The sequence below is a fragment of the Actinomyces sp. 432 genome (assembly GCF_009930875.1).
GTDB lineage: Bacteria > Actinomycetota > Actinomycetes > Actinomycetales > Actinomycetaceae > Actinomyces.
Genome location: NZ_CP025249.1, coordinates 76,317 through 95,357, shown reverse-complemented (window position 1 = coordinate 95,357; position 19,041 = coordinate 76,317). Strand labels below are relative to the sequence as shown.

Sequence of the window (19,041 nt, the reverse complement as noted above, 5' to 3'; positions counted from 1 at the left end):
GCTATCACCGCTCCTTGGGGGCGAGGTGCTTGAAGAAGGCGTCTTCCAAGCTGCCTTCCGCCTCGAAGTCGCTCAGGCTGCCACTTCCGGTGACGCGCCCGTCGGAGATCATGACGACGCGGTCGGCCACGGCGGAGACCTCGGTCAGGATGTGGGAGGACAACAGGATGCCCCGGCCCTGGTCTCGTAGCTGCCGTAGCAGGTCGCGGAACCAGCGGATGCCCTCGGGGTCCAGTCCGTTGAGCGGCTCGTCCAGAACGAGGTAGCGCGGGTCGCCCAGCAGCGCTCCGGCCAGGCCCAGGCGCTGGCGCATGCCCAGGGACAGGCGCGAGACACGTCGTTTGGCGGCGTAAGCCAGGTCGACCTGCTCTAGCAGCAGGGGGATGCGGGAGCGGTCCAGGCCCCCGGCGATCGCCAGCCAGGTCAGGTACTGCGTCACCGTCTGGCCCCCGGCGATCCACTGGGCGTCGAGGATGGAGCCGATGGTGCGCATCGGCTGAGCCATCCTCGCGTAAGGGGTCCCCTCAATAAGAGCCGTGCCCCGAGCCGGGCGCTCCAGACCCAGCAGGATGCGCAACGTGGTGGACTTTCCCGCACCGTTTGGCCCCAGGAAACCGACGATCTCGCCGGTAGAGACCTCGAAGGACACGTCGCGCAGCTCGAAGCCCGAATAGGCCTGGCACACGTCAGTCAGGACAATGGACATGGTGATACTCCCTTGGTTGAGAATGGTTTGGAATGCTGGGTGTTGTTTGGACAGTCAGTGGTTGTGTGTCTGTCAGGCCGCTTTCGGGGTGACGGCCGACATTGGGCTAACGGGGCCTCCGATCAGATGATGCTGCGGGGCGGGCAGACGGGGGCGCAGGCTCACTGCGTCAAAGGTGCCGGGGCCCCGCGTGAGCCGGTGCATGGTGTCCAGGAGCCCGCCCCACCCCAGCATGTAGCCCTGGATGGTCGTGCGGCCGACCGCGCCGGTCTGGGTGCCGCGGCAGCGGGCCCGGCTTACGGCCTCGACCCACAGTGAGCCGGCCCGGGTGATGCCCTCGGGAACGAGGCCCGTCTCTGAGGCCAGTAGAAGAGCCTGTATGCAACCGCTCACCCCGTGGCACACGGACAGGTCAACGGGGTCCTCTCCCAGAGCCTGGCTGCTGATCCGGGCGGCGAGGGCCCCGGCGGTCGAGGGCGGCGCTTCAAGGCCCATCCGGTGCAGGTCGGACAGAACGATCAATCCGCCCGAGGCGCCTGCGCACCACGACGCGCCCAGCCGGGGGTCCTCCAGGCAGCCTTGCAGGCCGCGAAGAATCTTGGTCAGCGGCTCGTCAACCGCAAGGCCGAGCGCGTGGCGTGCGCGGACCTGGGCCCATAGGGCCCCTACCTCCCCGTGGGCGAGGTTGTACCAGTCCCGTTCCCAGCAGACCTCCGGCAGCAGTTCCTCCAGCCGACTGAGGGCGGCCACGAGGCGGTCATCTACCTGGTCGGGCTGGCTCGCCGCAGCGAGGATGCTGCCAGACAGGCCCGTGATGAGATCGATGTCTTCCGGCCGTGGGCACAGGCGGGCGAGCGCGAGGGGGCCAGGTGGGACGGCAGCCGTGTCGTCATCTGAAAGCCAGCCGTGCATCGGCCCGGCGAACACCGACAGGACCGGGGTGCCGGCCGACTCGTCCTGGGGCACCAGCCGGGTGCTCAGTGCGGCTCGTGCCTGCCGTGCCAAGGGCGAGCCGGGGTGCCTGGAGACCAGCGTAGCGATGAGACCACCGAGGTCGTGGAACGACATGACCCGGTCGAGTTCAAAAGTCTCCAGGTCGTCGTGGCCGAGGTGGGACAGCCAGGAGGCACCCATACCATCATCGGTCAGCCCCCGCACCGCCGTGCACTCCAGGAGCCTCAGGATACCGTTCGCGCAGCGGTTCGGGTCTTCCTCCAGCACTCCCTCGATGAGAGGTGCGGGGTAGGGACGTCCTTGTCCCGCAGCGAGCTCGCCGAGCGAGGTCTCGAGAACCTGGTGGTGGAAGAGCGGGTCGCGCTGGCAGAAGCGCCGGAGCGAGGTGGTCGCCGCTGCGACGGGACTCGCAGCGAAGTAGGGGCGAGATACCGGCTGGCCATGGTGGAGCAGTCGTGTTCCGTCGGCCCGTATCTGGAAGGCCGGGACATCGAAATTGGCAAGGTCCTCCCGCTCTCGCGCCCCGACGGCCCCGTCGTCGTGGTAGTCCTGGTCGCGCAGGACGGAGATAATCCCCTGTCGCTGCCGGGCGTCGCGGAGCGCGCTCAGTTGGACGGAGGCGTCCAGGAGCTTCGTGTAGGTCTCCGTAGGGCGCAGCACGACACGGAACGTCCCTGAGCCGGACTGCTGCAAAAGCGACACGACCTCCTCCTGGCACTCCCTCAGGGCTGCATGCATCCTCAGGTATCCGGCAGTGATGCGGTCGATGTGGTCGACGGGGTCGACAACCTCGCCGTATAGGCGCACGACGTTGGCCTCATGGTCGATCTGCACCTCGGAGCGGGCCATCCGCACGGCGTCCGTGCCGTCATCGAGGAGGGCGAAGGTCGACTTCCGGGAGACCTGCTCCCAGGGAACCCCCAATGCGCACAGCAGGATGTCGAAGGCTCCCTCCCTCACTCGCATGGGAAGCATGAGCGTGGAACCTGGAGACCTCTCGCCCGCCTCGAGGAGGACGTCCCCAAGACGACTGGAGGGTTCCACGGTGCCGGGCTGAAGGAGCGCCTCGGTGTCAATGACGCACGGACTGGGCCCACGCACGATGACGTTCTCGTGGTGCAGGTCCCCTGCGCCGATGGCGGTCAGGAGGGCGGCCAGGAGCCCGAAGCGGTAGAAATACTGACTCACCTCGCCGGGCGTCGTGGGCTCCAGGGCAGGGACGAACTCTTGCCAACTGCCCCAGGAGCTGGCGAGGGTACGGGGGACGCAGCCAGTCAGGTTCTCACCGCAGTATCGGCTCACGAGCGCGAGAAGGTCCGCAAGCAGAAGGTCTCCGTCAGCACTGTGCGGTTTGAACAGAATGCGCTCACCGCCGGCGCTGGACAGAACAGTGACGGACCGGCCACCGTTGTGGCTGTCCCCCTTGCCCAAGGTGACGGCTTCCGGTTCGAAGTCGCGTGGGAGGAGCCCGCAGGAAACCAGGTGCTGGCGGTCCTCCTCCCAGGCTTGGGCAAGCTGCGAGGCGTTGGCGACGTGCATCGAGGCGCGGGTGCGCAGGAGCTGGTCGGCTGTCGGCCAACGCAGCCGGAGGTCTGCGACGACCTCCTCCCTGCACAGGTGAGCGGCGTAGCGCCGCAGGGCCTCCTGGGATCCAGCCTGCATGGGAAGCCCAGCGTTGTCACGGAACTCGTGGAACTCCTCAAGGAGGGCGCGGAACCAGATTCGGGAAGCCTCCTCAAGGACCTTGTCCTGGACGCTGCGTATGAGGTGGGCAGCCAGTGCTGAGGCCCTGGTCTGCTGGAGGGCCTGCCTCGTGACGGTCTGGAGGAATGGGTGGAAGGCGTCGAAGGCGGAGGTCAGGGTCTGTGTGGTTGGTAGGGCGGGGGCGGTCATGCTGCGGCACCTTTCTTGTAGAGGGCGGCGTAAATGGAGTTGGCCTGGATGAGGCTCTGGTGGGTGCCGTGCTCGACGACTCGGCCTGAGTCCATGACGTAGATGGTGTCGGCGGAGCGGACTGTCTCCAGGCGGTGGGCGATCACGACTCGTGTGCACCCCAGGTCGCGGAGGACCTTGTTGACGCGGTGCTCGTTCAGTCGGTCCAGGGCGCTGGTCGCCTCGTCCAACACCATGATTCGGGGGTGACGCAGGAGCGCCCGGGCGATAGCGAGGCGCTGGCGCTGTCCGCCGGAGAAGTTCGCGCCGAGGTCGGACACCTGGGTGTAGTAGCCCATCGGGAGGCTGTCGATGAAGTCGAGGAAGCCCAGGGAGCGGCAGCGCCGGACGATCTCCTCCTCGGGTATGTCGCTGCCGAGGGCCAGGTTCTCCATAAGGGTGCCGTTGTGGAGGGTAACGTCCTGCGGGACGTAGCCGATGTGCCGGCGCAGCACGTCCCGGTCGTAGTCCTCAAGCAGGTGGCCTCCAATGCGGACCTGTCCCGAGGAGGGGGCGTAGAGGCTGCACAGGACTTTTGCCAGAGTGGTCTTGCCGGAGCCGGACTGGCCCACCAATGCAGTCATCTCGCCATCGCGGATCGTCAGGCTGACCCCGTCCAGCACCGGTACGGATTCGTTGGCGTAGCGGAAGGACAGGTTCTCCAGCTCAATGCGGCCGTCACTGATGACGCTGCGCCCACCGCCCGTCGGCTCGGCCGCGGTATCAATGATGTCCTCGAGGCGGTCAAGGTGATTGGAGCAGGTGATGAAGTCGGTGTAGGCGCCCAACAGCCCTGAGACGCCGGCGAGCATTGTGGCGGCCAAGGAGGAGACGGCCACAGCCTGCCCCAGGGAGGTCGTGGGAAGCGTCGTGCCGTAGAGCAGGAGGGTGAAGGGGCCGAAGAGTTGGAACGCGGCGCTGACCGAACCCACGATCCCGTTCTGCCAGCGCATCCTGCTGTGGAGGGCGGTGAGGGAGCGGTCGTACTCCTTGCGCCACTTGCTTTCCATCGTCGTCGTGTAGCCGCCGATCTTGATCTGGGCGATGGAGGAGACCGCGTCGTACTGCACCCCCTGAGCCTCCATGAGCGCGGTGATCTCCTCGTCGATAGCCCGACTGAGAGGCTGGCGGGTGAGGAGGAGAAACGTGAGGAGGAGGACGAGGATCGCCGTTGCGGCCAAGCCGAGCTGGGGTGAGACGACCCAGATGTAGCCGAGGACGACCACGGTTGTTCCCAGGTCGAACAGGGAGGAGACCAGTTGGCTGGACAGGGTGTCGCGCAGGTAGTTGACGCCGGCGAGGCGCTGCATCAGCTCGCCGGGCACGCGGGTGGCGAAATAGGACAGGGGCAGACGCAGGAGGTGCCCGAAGGAGGTTTGCATGAGCCCGGCTCCCAGGCGCCTAACGACGCGTGAGGTAGCCAGGGTGCGCACGTATTCCACGGCGACGTAGAGCACCACTGCGGCTGCCGTGGCGAGCAGGAGGGTACGGGCTGACATCCCGGCACCTGCGGGTGCGCCGGTCACCTGATCGACGAGATGGGCTGTGATCATCGGCATGACGAGGGTGACGAGGTAGGTCAACACCGTCGTCGCGGCGATGACTCCCGTGCTAGCCAGGTCGAGGTCCCAGGTGAGCCCCGGCAGCCGCCATTGGTGCAGCGGCTGGCGCCGTCGAGGCTGGAAACCGGGGCCTCGTGTGGCTGTGAGGACCACGCCGGAGTAGCTCTCCTCGAAGGCGGCACGTGAGACCGTCCTGCGGCCCAGGCCGGGGTCCATGAGCCCGACCCGGTGGCGGCCGAGGTGCTCCAGGACGACGAAGTGGGACTTCTCCCAGAAGACGATCGCCGGCAGCGGCAGCTCTGTCAGCCGTCCGGTTCCGGCCCGGTAGGAGCGAGCCTCGCAGCCGTTGTCACGCAGGTAGTCCTGCAGCTCGATGATGGATAGTCCGGACCTGCCCGGTCGCAGGCAGCGACGAGCGTCAGTGAAGGAGCGGTAGCAGCCCAGGTGCTCCAGAACGGCCAGGCAGCAGGCTAGGCCGCACTCGGTCTGAGAGACCTGGATGCGCACGGGGACTCGGTGCCTCATGAGTAGACCTCCAGCGTCGTCGGCGAGACTTTGATGGTGGGGTCGATGCGTTCCGCCAGGTGGAGGAGCGAGCCGGCGATCCCGACCATCAGGCCATCACTGAGGGAGTAGCGGCTGTGCGGATCGCAACTCTTCCGGGCGATGGCCTGTGGGGTGAGGACCTCCTCCATCCGGGTCAGGACGGAGGTATCGGCGCATGCGCCGCGGTCGATTAGCCAGCGGGCGGCGTCGTAGTCACCTAGCGAGCCATGGCAGTAGGTGAGGTTGTACGCTGCTCCGTCGGTGGCGATATCGGCCACCAGCCCTGTCAGCTCGGCCCGGTGGGAGTAAGTGAGGCCCTGGGTGAGCCGGGCGGCTGCGAGGCCGAGGAGCACACCGGCGCGCCCGTGGCACCAGCCGTGGTTGACATGGCTGTGGTCCGAGGCTGTGTACCAGTTGCGGCTGTCTTCGTCCCAGAAGGTGCCCAAGTGCTCCAAGAGCGTCGGTACGTAGCGCTGCGCCTGAGGGTGCTGGGCAACGGTGTAGAGGACTCCGGCTGTACCATGGGCGAAGCCGGAGTGCCGGGAGACCTCCGTGTCCTTCCAGCTGCCGTCAATGACGGTGGCCAGGGCCTTATCGAGGTCGTGGTCGAGTGCGAGGTCCGTGACGCCGAGCATCTGGCTCACACGCCAGGAGGCGATGACCCCGCTAATCGTGTCAAGCTCGTCTGCCGGGTCGGTGGGACGGGCGCTACTCCACAAGTGGCGCAGGAGATCACCGCTGGATCGGCACCATTCGGGGCGCTCCAGGACCTTTCCTGCCGCCCATAGGGCCCACGCCACGCCGACGGCGCCCGCGTAAGTCCCTCGTACTGGGGAGGCGGCCTCAGGAATATCGCTCACCATGTCGATGGTGGCCTCAAAGACCTGGGAGGCTGCGCGGGTCAGGTTCGTGTCGCTGAGCGCACGACCTGCCCGGGCGAGGGCGAGGGCGGTGCCCAGGCGGCCAGTGTAGAGGTCGTATCCCAGCACGCCGGGGGGCCAGGGTCGGGCCGTCTCCACCGAGGCTAGGGGGCCGATCCACGTCATCGGACGGCGAGGGTCGGTGTCGGTGAGCATACGACCGACGATCTGCCCGCCTATGTCCGCCGCGAGGTCAGTGAGCGTCAAGCGGTCCTCACCCGGTGCTCGCGTCGCCGGGCGGGGGGTGAGCGCCGGGCGAGCCGTCGGGGCGATGGACTCGTCGGGGACGATTCCGCAAAAGGCTGAGCGGATGAGGCGCAGTTGACGGGCCAGGTCGGACTCGTCCAGTGCCCGGATCCGTTCCAGCGCGGTGTCAATCGGTGCCTGGTCCAGTGGTAGGAGGGCTCGTTCACCGGCGGCGTCGAGGACGTGGAACTTACTCGTGTCGGTAGTGAAGTAGGGAATGTCCTGTTCCAGGAGGCTGCTCACCTCCTCGGTGATGAGTCGCGTATGTGAAGTACCCGTCAGGCCGACGCGTAGAGCCAGCATCCGTGCGAGCTCGGCCGAGCCCGCGGAGAGCGGGGAGGTGAGTGTGGACAGGACCTGAGCGTAAAACTGGGTCGGGTTGTGGAGGTAACGCAGGCGCAGGCCCGAGCAGCAGTCAGCGACGACGTTGATCAGCGTTTCGCGGCTGCCCATAAGAGCGCGGTAGGTTCGGGTGAAGGCGGAGGCGAAGGCGTCTGAGCAGTCGCGTACCTCTTCCAGGTCGGTGCTGCGATGACGCTCCGGCTCCGGCCCCACCTGCTCTTTCGTGAGGACGACGGACATCTGATCCGTGAAGGGGTTGGTGACGGCGTGGCGGCGGAACGCCCCGCCGTTGACCTGCTCCTGCGGGCCGAGGAGGCCGACGTCGTAGTAGGAGTCGGGGTCCTCAGGGCGCGCGACAACCATAGGCAGGACACCTGTACCGAACACTGACTGGGCGAGTAGTCGATTGGCCTCGTTGGGGGCTGTGGCGCTGCCTCCGTCCTGATTGGGGACGTAGGGGTGAAGCATGGTCTCCATGTCTATGGGGACAGGGCCGTCCGCGGTGAGCAGGACGTTCTCCGCGTGCAGGTCGTTGCAGCCCAGGACGTAGAACAGGGCGGACAGACCGCCAACCTTCTCAGCCACCTCTACCAGCTTGCCGCCGTCGTCAGCCTCGACGAACTCGACGTAGCCGTAGCCGTTTCTGCGGAGGACGTGAGCAGAGGGGTAGTGGCCAATGACAGGTGCCAGGCGGGAGACGATCTGCTCGTAGGCCCATTCGCCGTCCACCGAGCGAGGCTTGTAGACGAATCGAGCCCCGCTGGAGGTGGTGATAGTGGTGACGCGACGGCCGTGGTGGTGGCAATCGCCTCCCGTCTCAAAGTTGGTCACGGTGTCGGTGGGCGGGATGCCGAGCCCGCTAGTGATCGCGTCCCAGTCTTGCTCAAGGCGTTGGATGAGTTCGGTAAGGAAGTCCTCGGTGTTCCTCATGACAGTAGTCAGCATGGTCCATGCAACGGGAAACCTCGAGCGAATGAGGGACGAGTTGGCGGCCAGGCGCCCGGTGAACTCGCGGTAGCGGCCGCGCGGAGTAGCCGCCTGCAGCTCCCCCTGATCGCGCGCCTCTCTGAGGATGGCGACAAGGGGGCGGGTGAGGATGCCGTCGAAGGAGTCGAGGACGATTCGGCGCCGGACGCGCCTGGCGGCAGTCAAGAGATCGCCTCGGTGGGCATACTCCTTTTCAGGGTGGTAGGTGGCGGCCTCCATGGCCTCGTACAGATGCTGGAAGGGCTTGGATTCCTGATGGGGAGGAAGAATGAGCGGACCGATGTTGCCACCGGGGTTGGAGGGTGGGAGCGAGACCTCGCTCATGCGCTCGAGGTAATCGCTCAGGCGTGCGGCGTCGAGCTCTGGGAAGAGGTCGGTGGCGTCCAGCGTCGTCATATGCGGAGGTCTCTTTCTGTCAAGGAGGAGATGCTGAGCAGGAGCACTGAGGGGAGGGAGGGAGCGCTACTTCCTCCCTCCCCTCAGAAGTTGGTCACCGGCACTTGCTCGAGCACGCCGCGGTGGGGCAGACGGTGGTCGTGATGCCAATACCACAGGGCCAGGAGCTGGGGGTTGTTCCGCCGTAGGCGCTGATGTCATTCAGCTCCTCCAACTCGGAGGCGGTGTAGGTGCCGGTCAGGTTCTCATGCGTCATAGTCGTGTCCTCTCGGCCTGTCACTGCTGATGGGTTAATCGCCGTGCGAGGGCGACTAGTTGCACATCCTCTGGCACTCCTTGGTAAGGGTGCAGACGTAGCCGGTGTTCCCGAGCTTTCGCGACAGCCAGGGGAAGAATCCGCCGTTCGCGGTGACATAGTCCTGCTCGGTGATCTCGTCGAGCAGGTCGCTCTTGGCGGCGGGGGTGGAGGTGAACTTGGCGTCCATTCGGGTATTCCTTTCAGATTGGGTGTGAGTGGTGCGGATTGAGTGGTGCGGATACTGTGGGCTCCGCACCGGTTGTCGTTGCTGACAGGAATAAGTGTGCTCACCGGCCGTGGTGCTTCCCATCAGCAGAACGGCTCAGGCTTATGAGACTTAAGGAGGAGCCAGAGCCGACGATCGTCTAGTTGATCCGGAACGCTGAGACCGGGCCCGTTCCAGCGCGCGGGAGGCAGCACCGAGGGTGAGCTATGCGGGCGGAGTGCCGCCCCGTGCGGCCAGGAGTCCAGCAAGTCGGCATCAGGGTAGGAGTTTCCTAGATGTTTCTGCGTGTTCACAGGGCCGCGGCCAGGCATTCCAGCGACTACAGGTGCAGTGCCCGATCAACAACCGCAAAGGGGCTCTCCCGGTTTGTGAGTGTGCTTGGGGCACGGTGGGTGTTGCCGCCCCGGCGGGGGTGGGTGCCGCTCCCCAGGCGCCCCGTGGGACGGAGAGCCCAGGATCGGCTCCAACGGTAGACCGTGGGCGGGCAGGCTCCCACCCACCCGACGCCGCCCCGGATTCCAACACGCCCCGAGAGTCGGAAGGTCTGGTATACGCAAACCGGGAAGTACGGCCCTGCGCAACACCCGGGCGCCAGCCGGCGGCGGGCAGGTCCGCCGTGATCGACACACTTCCTTTCCCGGCCCCGTACTTGGACCGCGTCCCTCCGCTGGACCCGAGTCTCTGGTAGTTCCTCCAGTCGGTCGAAATAACCACCGGGACCGGTCGAAGTGGCAGGCGATGTGAGTGCGGAGAATATGGGGAGCACTGCCCATGCCAGCGCATTGAGTCGGTTCAGACCCCACCCATATTCTGCGACGGTGACTTCACAGACGCCCCCTCCCTCCCCTAACGCCGCCCCCAGCAAGCAACGCGGCCATACCCGCCGCGATATCATCCTCGGTCTTGGCACCGCCGTAGTCGTGACCGGAGTCGGCGTGCGCAGGTGGCTGCGGACACCCACGAAAGAGCCGGATACGACGCCTTTCGCCGATTACTTCACCGGCCGCGCACCCGTAATGAGCGAGCCGACCGTCGACACCGAGCATGTCTCCACCAAGTCCTGGGGCGTACGCACCTTCCTCACACTGGAGGAGAACACCCCCGTCGAGGACGCCACCGCCCTGATCCAGTCCGCCTACACCGACCTGGCAGCAAATGTTGAGGGACTGGATCACGCCACCCTCCTCATCAGCTGGAACGGCACCGGACCGGCCGGCGAGGACCTGCACACGGCCATTGACGTAGACCTCGTGCGCCCGCACTCAGAGCTCGACTTCCAGTGCGAGCGGCTCCGCATCGCCGCCGGACTCAACCAGGGCTCCATCGGCGCGGTGGGCATCCCGCTGGAGACCGATGACGCAATCGCGATCAGCCACATCGACGCGGATACCCTCCCCGCCGACGCCGTCCTGGCGCCACCGGCAGCCGCCGACGGCACCACCCTGACCTACGAGGATCGCCTCAAAGTCGGCAGCACATCCCTGACGATCAGCGCCACCTCCGACGTCGACCTGTCTGGAGTTCCCCTCGACGCGGTGCTAGCCGCTCTTCCCGGCGGCGCCGAGGACCCCGCCCGCGAACCGATCGTGACCCTGGACGCCGTCGGCCCCGGCTACGCCGACGGGCTGCCCGCAATCAATATCTACGAGCAGGACCTGACCCTGGACGAGGCCGAGCCCATCCTGCGCGCCTTCGACGGAGCAGACGGCCCGCACGCCATCAAGCTCCAGGTCGCCTCACTACCGGACGCCGAGATGCGGTTCCTGCTGACCGACGGCACCCTCACCGCAGACCCATCCTGGCACTTGGCGGAGGAGGAGATGGCGGACCTGCTCGCTCGCCTGTAACTCATCCGGGCGGCAGACCAGCCCGGCCTGAGCCCCGGCCCAAAAAGCGGTTCGGGTCCGAGCCCCGCTGAGGGGCCCGGACCCGAACTAACCAGGGAGGTTCAGGGACTAGCCAGCTCGGCTCTCTTCCGTGCCGACGCCCATAAGTCTGCCAGCGACCGAAGTGCTCAGCATCGGCCGATCGGCTAAGCGGATCGGACCCCCGATCGGCGGATACAGTCCCACCGAGTCCACCGGTCGACTCGGCCGACACGTCTGCTGCGGTGCACACATCACCCCACGCCGCCCCGGCACCACCACACCGGTTCGCGAATGCCCACTTCCCGGCAGCTCTCCCGGCCGACCTCCACCCTTCGTTCCGCGGTATCCCAGGGTCCGCCTGGTAGGCTCATTGCGCCCCGAACAGGGCAGTACTATCCGTAGGCAAACAGGTTGACACCGACATGACTGATGCCCCGCCCCCGGAGGACCCGGACCGCGTCCAGGCGACGTCACCGGTCGGAATCCCGCGCATCGGCGTCACCCCCGTCGTCGACAAATCAGACCAGGCCTACCCGAGCCCCGCCGCCACCGCGGTCCCCCGCTCGACGACGTTGCTGGTGGACGCTCCGGAGCGCCGCCTGCGGCGGGCAGAGGACCTGCTCGACCTGGTTGTCGCCGGGCTGGGCCTGACCTTCATGGTCATCCTGGCCGCTTACGCCCACGCCACCACCACCGGCGTCACCCAAGACGTGCAGAACGCCCTCGCCGTCGTGCTGCGCCGAATCCTCGTCTTCCCCCTCCAGGCCGTCGAGGGCCTGCTCACTTTCACCGTGCCGGTAGTGGTCATCATGCACAGCCTGCTGCGCCGCGCCTGGCACACCGCGGGCGGTGCGCTGCTGGCGGGAGCAGGCGGCTTCGCACTAGCCTGGCTGAGCCTGCACGCACTGGACGCCTGGGGCCCGGCCATCCTCGCCTCAGGCCTGACCGTGACCGCCTCCGGCACGGCCCGGGTCGGGATCTCCACGGTATTCGCCACCCTGGCGGGACTGCTCACAGGCGCCGGGGACCGCCGCTCCTCCCCTGTAATCCGCTACACCTGGACCGCCGTCTGGATCGTGGTAGGCCTAGCGGTTCTCCGCAGCGCGATCACGCTTCCGGGCGCCGTCATCTCTATTCTGCTGGGCCGCCTGCCGGGGCTGGCCGTACGCTATGCCTTCGGCGTCGATGACACGCGTGCCCACGGCATAGCCCTGGTGCGCGCGCTGCGCCGCGCTGGAATCGACGCCGTCCGCGTGGTGCGCATGGACCGTGCCCCCGACGCCCGCGCCTGGACGGTTGAGACCGCGGCACCGCTGGGCTACACCGAGCGCGTCCGCGAGACCCCGCTTACCAGCCCCGCCGTACTAGACGCCAAAGCCGGCCCCGCCGACCCCCAAGACGCGGGCACGGACCCACCCGCATCACCGCAGCCGGAAGCGACCGCCCCGATACCTCCGGAGGACACCTCCACCATCGTCCCCGCCCACGACGTCGATCTGGCCGCCATTCTGGCAGAGGCCTCCTCCGCCGCACTCACTGAGGGTCAGCTCTCAGCCCACCGGCTGTATGCCGTCTGGGACAGCGCGGGGGTGCGCAGGGACGTCACCGTCCTTGACGCCGACCGGCAGGTTGCCGGCTTCCTGGCTACCCTCTGGGACCGGGTGCGGGTGAAGGGGCTGTCGCCGGAACGGGATCTGTCCGTGCGCTCTGCGGCCGAGCATGCAGCCCTGATGATCTTGGAGGCGGGTCGCGCCGGCGTACGCACCCCCGCCCTGGTCGGCATAGCCGAAGCCGATGAGTCCGTGGTGCTGGTAACCGACCACGTCCGCGGCGCCCGTGCCCTGGCGGACCTCGATGAGATCAGCGATGACGTGCTGAGCGACCTTTGGGACCAGGTCAGCCGCGCCCACAAGGCCGGTCTGGCACACCGGGAACTAGACTCGGCCGCCGTCGTACTCGACGACTCAGGTGCTGTCTGGCTGCTCGGGTGGGACTCCGGGGAGACCATCTCCTCCGAGCTGTCCCGCCGGGTCGACCTCGCCCAAGTCCTGGCGCTGACGGCCTCCCTGACTGACGTGGAACGCGCTATCACCGCCGCCTCCCGTTCCCTGACCACTCAGCAGCTGGCCTCCATCGCCCCCATGCTGCAGCAGGTGGTGCTGCCGGCAGCCACCCGTGAGGCCATGGGCAGGCGCGGCAAGGTGCTCCAGGAACTGCGCGACGCCCTGGTGGACTTGACGCCGACGGCGCACGCAGAGCCCGCCAAGCTGACCCGCTTCTCCCCACGCACCGTCATCATGGCGATCGTGGGACTGGTGGCGCTGTGGACCCTGCTGGCCCGCATGAACATCGAGCAGATCACCGACGCCGTTGCCGGGGCGAACCTCTGGTGGATCCTCGGGGCGCTGATCTTCTCGCTGGCCACCTACGTCGGTGCCGGCCTGGCACTAGTGGCATTCAGCCCGGTAAAGCTGCCGCTGTGGAAGTCCACCGAGGTGCACCTGGCCTCCTCGGTAGTCTCACTAGTGGCGCCCGCGGGAGTCGGCGGCGCCGCGATCAACCTGCGCTTCCTGGCCCGCAAGGGCGTGCCGACCGCGATCGGTGTGGCCACCGTGGCCCTGGTGCAGGTGGTTCAGTTCGTTGTCACCGTTGTCCTGCTCATTATCGTCGCCGCCACGACCGGCCAGTCGACCAGCCTGACCCTGCCCAGCGGGTGGGTACTGGTGATCGCCGTCGCCCTGGTCGCCGTCGTCGCCACCGCTCTGTTCATCCCGAAGGTGCGCAGCTGGGTGTGGGAGAAGATCGAGCCGACCTACCGGCAGGTGTGGCCGCGGCTGGTGTGGGTCATGTCCAACCCGGGCCGGTTGGCGCTGGGCATAGGCGGCACGCTGCTGCTGAGCCTGAGCTACATCCTGTCATTCGGGGCGAGCCTGTGGGCGTTCGGGCACACGCTGTCCTTCTCGGTGCTGGCCATCACCTACCTGGCTGCGAACACCGTCGGGTCCGTGGTGCCCTCACCCGGCGGCATCGGCCCGGTGGAGGTGGCACTGACCGCGGGCCTGGTAACGGCAGGGGTTCCCAACGGCGTGGCGCTGTCAACCGCAGTCGTCTACCGCCTGGTCACCTTCTGGGTTCCCATCCCAGTCGGCTGGCTGAGCCTGCACCGCCTGCAGCGGCACGGGGACCTATAGCCGAGTCGATGAGGGCCGTAAACCGGCTCTTCGTGTTCTAGGGTGCTGGGGCGGGGCCCGGACTGCGGTGTGGTGTGAGGGTCGCGTTCGGGTAGTCGTACTCGGGCTGATGAGGAAGTTTCGCCGCGCCGAGGACGCTCTCGGGCTCACGAGGACGTCTTCGGGCGTATGAGGTCGTACTCGACCACCCCACACCGACCGAATACGACCTCATACTCCCCAAACCCTCCACATCGTGGAGGATCTCGGGCTGACGAGGACGTTTTCGCCGCGCCGAGGACGTTTTTGGGCTCACGAGGTCGTCTTCGCCGCGCGGAGGTCGTACTCGGGCTGATGAGGACGTTCTGGGGCTGATGAGAACATCTTCGGTACGGCGGGCGCCGACGTCGGGGGGCGGAACGGCTCGTGCGCCCCGCGCGACGCTTCGGCACTTCGCATGACGGTTCGTACCTTTACACCGACGCTTCGTACCTTTCGACGACGCTACGTACCCCTACAGTACGAACCGTCACCACCAGGTACGAATCGTCGACCAGAACGTACGAACCGTCACCACGAGGTACGAACCGTCGACCAGGGCACGCGAATCGCCGGACAGAACACACGAACCGTCGCGTGAACGTACGAACCGTCGACCAGGGCACAGGCACCGCCACGCCGGCGCGCGCCGCCCGTGTCAGGTCGCGTCGGCACGGTTGCTGCCCCAGAGCGCCTGACACCGCCCGAAAGACTACTGTGTCTCCGGTCATGCCCCCCGATCGGCTCATCCAATCGGGGGATGCGCCCGGTCCTCGCTGCGGTGAGGATCGGAGCGACGCCATCCTGAAGGAGTCCCCTGATGACCATCGAGATCCTCAGCGCGATAGTCGGCAGTCTCGCCACCGCCGTCATCATCTTCTTCGTTTCCCGACGTCGCTACCGCACTTTTCTTACCTCAATGGCAGCCATGGGCGGCACCATTACCGACGCCGGCCTGCTCAGCACGCTCAAGGCAATAATTCAGACCATGACGACCGCCAGCGCCTGCGCAGCCGTCGGCACCGCACTACTGGTGGCGGCAGGACAGATGCTGAACCCTCTCCAGGTCACCATTACCTGCGCCGTCATCCTGCTGCTGGCAGCCGTGCTCGCCTGGATCTACGGCAGGTACGCGGTGCTTGCTGAGCTGGCCCACATCCGTCACCTGGAACTTCCCTACGGACCGTGGGGGTTGTTCCTGGCCCAAGGACGCTTCCGGCCTACCGCTCCTCGCGCGCAGTCTCCCCTCAACTAAGTACCATTCCCGTCACCCATCCCTCCTCGGGCATTCGCGCCTGCGGGGACGCCGCCCTGCTCGCGGACTCGGCGCTTGCGCCAAGAACCGCACCCGCGCCAACGCGGCTGAGTCGTCCGAGGCGACGGACGCCGCCGCCCAACCACGTGCTCGATACCACTGTGATCCCAGCCGTGATTCACCCGTATCGCACCCACTCCAGAGTTAATGTCATAACCGTCATGTCTGACTCAGGGGCGCTCTCGGCAACCATTGCTAGAGTGACCTACATAACAGCTTGCGTGGCGGAGGGGGTGCATGATGGTGCTGGGCGATGCCATCGCCTCCCTGACAGCACGCGCGTACAGCGGGCTTGCACAACCCCCTGAGCCCATGTCCCGCCGCCGCGTGTACGTCATCATTGGAGCGATCGTCGGGCTGGCGAACCTGATCGGCAACCAGGTTGTCATTCGGGAGGCGCCAAAACCCATTGACGTCGCCTTCATGGTGGCCGCTATGGTGCTCATAACACTCATCCCACTACACCCCGTTCCCGGCGTTTTAGCGTATCTGGTGTGTTGGCTCCTGTTGCTCCTGATACCCTCCGCGAACTTCTCCGACATCACCATCAGCAACCTGGCCTTCCTGTTCTTCCTGGGGCGCTTCTTCCCACCATGGCCGGCCTTCTCGGTGCTGCTCACAACGCTTCTCAGCGAGGCCGTGCTACTGATGTCGCTGAGCGCGCCGGGAAACCAAATGGGAAATAGCCTAGGAACACTGTGGTACACAGCGCTTATGGGCGCCCTGCTGGTTCCGCTAGGCGCGCTGGTGCGTTTCATTGAGGCATCCCGCCTGGCCGACGCCGAGCAGGCGGATGCCCAGCTGGAGGAGATGCGCCTGGAGATCGCCCGGGAGATGCACGACCTCGTGGCCTACTCCATGTCCCAGACCGCCCTGCGCGCCCAGCGGGCCGCCGCCGATGCCTCTTACTCGGACCACGCCCGCCATGAGTTCACCGCCATTGAGGCAACCGCCTCAGATGCGCTTCACGAGCTGCGCCTGCTGCTGCGTACTCTGCGCAGCCCCGCCTCGGAGCAAGAGCAGTCCATTTCTACGACCACCGGCCTGGGGAATGCGGTCAGCGACTTGAGCACCGCCGTCGGCGCGATCAGCGCGGACGTGTCCGCAGCCGGATTCGACATTACCTACCGGCACCTGGGTGATGCCGTCCCCACCCGGATTCAAGCCAGCACCCTGTCCCGGGTGGCTCGGGAGATGGGCGCCAACATCATCCGCCACGGCGATCCCCACGCCCCCGTCACCATGACGCTCTCACTGGGCCCAGAGGTGATCCGACTGGTATCCACCAACCGGGTTCGCGACACCAGTGCGCACCTCCCGCGTTCGGGCACCGGAATCCTGGGCATGCGCGAGCGCCTCGCAGCCATCGGAGGCACCCTGACCACGCTGTCCGACAACGGTTCCTGGATGGTCACCGCCACCGTTCCCCTCGCCGACTTCCACCCCATACCCACCGCCCCTGAGAGGAATTCATGATTCACGTCGGCATAGTCGACGACGACGCACTCGTGCGCCGCGCCCTCACCGATCTGCTCACCAACGCGGCCAGTGACGACATCCACGTCAGGTGGGCGGCCGGAGACGGACAGGATGCCCTCGACATCCTGCGCTCCGACACACCCGATGCTCAGGTGCAAGTGCTGTTGGTGGACGTGCAGATGCCACGTCTGGACGGCATCGCGCTAGCGAATATCGTGCACCGCGAGCGCCCCGAGATCGCCATACTCGTACTGACCACCTTCGTAGCCGACTCGGTGATGGACCGGGCCCTCGCCGCCGGCGTACGCGGCTTCATCGCCAAGGAGGACCCGGTGGAGACACTGGCCGCCACCATCCGGCACGTCGCCGCAGGCAACATGGTGCTCTCACCAAGCTCCTCGTCCATCATCACCGGCAGGCCCGAACGAAGCACGGCAGCTGCATCGGCTTCCACAGCACCATCTCAGCCTCAGACCACGGCCAAGACCCTGCCCCGGGGATCACGCTCTCCCCCAGGGAGGTCGAGGTGCTGACCCTTATGGTGGAGGCCAAGACCAATAAGCAGATCGCTCGCGCCCTGGGCGTAAGCGATGCGACCGTCAAGACGCACGTCTCCGCCCTGATCGCCAAGCTGGGTGTGCAGGACCGCGTCGGGGCCGTCGTCTACGCCCTGCGTGCGGGCCTGGTCTAGAGACTCCCCCAATCGGCCTAGCCATTTGGGCGATACCGTCCGCCATGAAATGGGTAAGCATAGAACCCGTCCTTAGCGACTCATCAACTACAGCCCGTTAACAGATTGGATCCGAATTATGGGCCTCATCGACACCGCAGGCGTCTACGCCGCATACAACCCCTGGATCGTATTCCTCGGCTATCGAAAGTGGGGCTGGGGGTGACCCGAGCGAATCACGGCGGCGGCGTGTGCCCGGAACGGTTCCGGGCACACGCCGCCGCTGTTTTCTGCCCCGACCTTCCCCCCAAACGCCCGCTCTCCGCCTATCGATCCCCCCAATCGGCCGATTGGCTTCGCTCCCGACGGGAGTGGAATACCTGACGTCACTAGCAACCGCCCGGGCCAGGGTCATCCCGATCACGCCCGAACTCACCGTCGGCGCACCACTAACGCGTCGATCCTCAAACCGATCCCCGGAGCAACCACATGAATCACAGCGCCAGCCGGTCAACACGCGGCCTAACGGGCTCAACCTCCGCACACATTGGCGGCCGCGACGGCAACCGCCACCGCGGGACCGGTGAGGCGCGATGACCGCACTGCCCCTCACCGATGACCGCACCCGTCACAGCGACGCCCGCACGCCGCTGCTCTCCCTGTGCGACGAGACGGAGATCCAATCCGTTCTGGATCTGCTCTCCTTCATTCAAGAACCGGAGTTGGCCGAGCTGCGCGTGCTGGAGCTGGCGTGCGGCGTCGGGCCTGTCACTTTGCCGATGGCCGCCGCCGGCCACCGCGTACTGGCCACGGACTCCCAGCGGGAAGCACTCGACCTGCTGTCCGCGCGTCTGCATGACCTACAGCCCACCCGCGCTAGTCTGGCCTCACGCGTTGAAGTGCGCCGGGCCGACATGACGGACTTCCTCTTCGACGAGCCTTTCAAGGCCGTGTGCATATCAGCCGGGTCGATCACCGCCCTGGGCCCGGATCAGCGCCGCGCAACCATCCGCCTGGCCGCCGCCCACCTGGCGCCCGGTGGCCGCCTTATTCTCTCCGCCGAGCACGTGCGCCCGGAAGCACCGGCCCACGCCACCTTCACCGCCCGCCCCGGCATCACCCTGACCGAGCGGATCGACCACGCGCACCGCCGTCGGCAGGTCACCTTCGCCCGCGGTAAGGAGACCCGCACCTCAGACCTGTTCCTGGTCACGCCGCATGACCTCCTGCAGGACTTCGCGGAGGCCGGCGTCACAGTCGACTACCGCCACTTCATCCCAGACGCCCGGCGCCCCCACCACACCAACATCGTCTTCGGCACGGTAAAGCTGCACTGAGCGCTGCGCGCCCTCGGCCGGAGGGCACCCCGACCTGCCCGGTATCAC

11 protein-coding genes and 1 pseudogene are annotated in these 19,041 nt (G+C 66.7%); 6 read left to right on the top strand and 6 right to left on the bottom strand.

Features of this window, described 5'->3' with window-relative positions; translation table 11 throughout:
• Positions 1-4: 4 nt before the first annotated feature.
• The 6 genes from CWT12_RS00410 to CWT12_RS00385 form a co-directional block, all read right to left on the bottom strand.
• Entirely contained in the window at positions 5-706 is a 702-nt protein-coding gene (locus CWT12_RS00410; RefSeq protein ID WP_161923258.1) for an ABC transporter ATP-binding protein, read from the bottom strand.
• A gap of 72 nt (positions 707-778) precedes the next feature.
• Positions 779-3,553 (bottom strand): DUF4135 domain-containing protein, encoded by a 2,775-nt coding sequence (locus CWT12_RS00405; protein ID WP_161923257.1) that lies wholly within the window; start codon positions 3,551-3,553, stop codon positions 779-781.
• The gene (locus CWT12_RS00400) at positions 3,550-5,679 is read right to left on the bottom strand and encodes a peptidase domain-containing ABC transporter (RefSeq protein WP_161923256.1); all 2,130 of its coding nucleotides are present in this window, start codon (positions 5,677-5,679) and stop codon (positions 3,550-3,552) included. Before CWT12_RS00400 ends, CWT12_RS00405 begins: the two co-directional genes overlap by 4 nt.
• Complete coding sequence (gene lanM / locus CWT12_RS00395; RefSeq protein ID WP_161923255.1) at positions 5,676-8,591, bottom strand: type 2 lanthipeptide synthetase LanM; 2,916 nt, start codon at positions 8,589-8,591, stop codon at positions 5,676-5,678. Before lanM ends, CWT12_RS00400 begins: the two co-directional genes overlap by 4 nt.
• Positions 8,592-8,685: 94 nt before the next feature.
• Complete coding sequence (locus CWT12_RS00390) at positions 8,686-8,847, bottom strand: class II lanthipeptide, LchA2/BrtA2 family (RefSeq protein WP_161923254.1); 162 nt, start codon at positions 8,845-8,847, stop codon at positions 8,686-8,688.
• 55 nt (positions 8,848-8,902) lie between these two features.
• Complete coding sequence (locus CWT12_RS00385; RefSeq protein WP_161923253.1) at positions 8,903-9,076, bottom strand: plantaricin C family lantibiotic; 174 nt, start codon at positions 9,074-9,076, stop codon at positions 8,903-8,905.
• 857 nt (positions 9,077-9,933) lie between these two features.
• Here CWT12_RS00385 and CWT12_RS00380 point away from each other — a divergent pair.
• From CWT12_RS00380 to CWT12_RS00355, 6 genes and pseudogenes are all read left to right on the top strand, one after another.
• A complete protein-coding gene (locus CWT12_RS00380) occupies positions 9,934-10,962 on the top strand; it encodes a hypothetical protein (protein ID WP_161923252.1) in 1,029 nt (342 codons plus the stop codon).
• A 443-nt stretch (positions 10,963-11,405) separates the two neighbouring features.
• Positions 11,406-14,174 carry a lysylphosphatidylglycerol synthase domain-containing protein gene (locus CWT12_RS00375; protein WP_161923251.1) on the top strand — a complete coding sequence of 923 codons (2,769 nt, stop codon included), beginning with the start codon at positions 11,406-11,408 and terminating at the stop codon, positions 14,172-14,174.
• Positions 14,175-15,012: 838 nt separating this feature from the next.
• Complete coding sequence (locus tag CWT12_RS00370) at positions 15,013-15,447, top strand: hypothetical protein (protein WP_161923250.1); 435 nt, start codon at positions 15,013-15,015, stop codon at positions 15,445-15,447.
• A 297-nt stretch (positions 15,448-15,744) separates the two neighbouring features.
• On the top strand, positions 15,745-16,983 hold the full coding sequence (locus CWT12_RS00365) for a sensor histidine kinase (RefSeq protein ID WP_237564221.1): 1,239 nt from the start codon (positions 15,745-15,747) through the stop codon (positions 16,981-16,983).
• Positions 16,980-17,677, top strand: a pseudogene (locus CWT12_RS00360) (response regulator). The gene CWT12_RS00365 and the pseudogene CWT12_RS00360 overlap by 4 nt, the downstream one beginning before the upstream one ends.
• A 572-nt stretch (positions 17,678-18,249) precedes the next feature.
• Entirely contained in the window at positions 18,250-18,993 is a 744-nt protein-coding gene (locus CWT12_RS00355; protein WP_161923249.1) for an SAM-dependent methyltransferase, read from the top strand.
• Positions 18,994-19,041 lie beyond the last annotated feature (48 nt).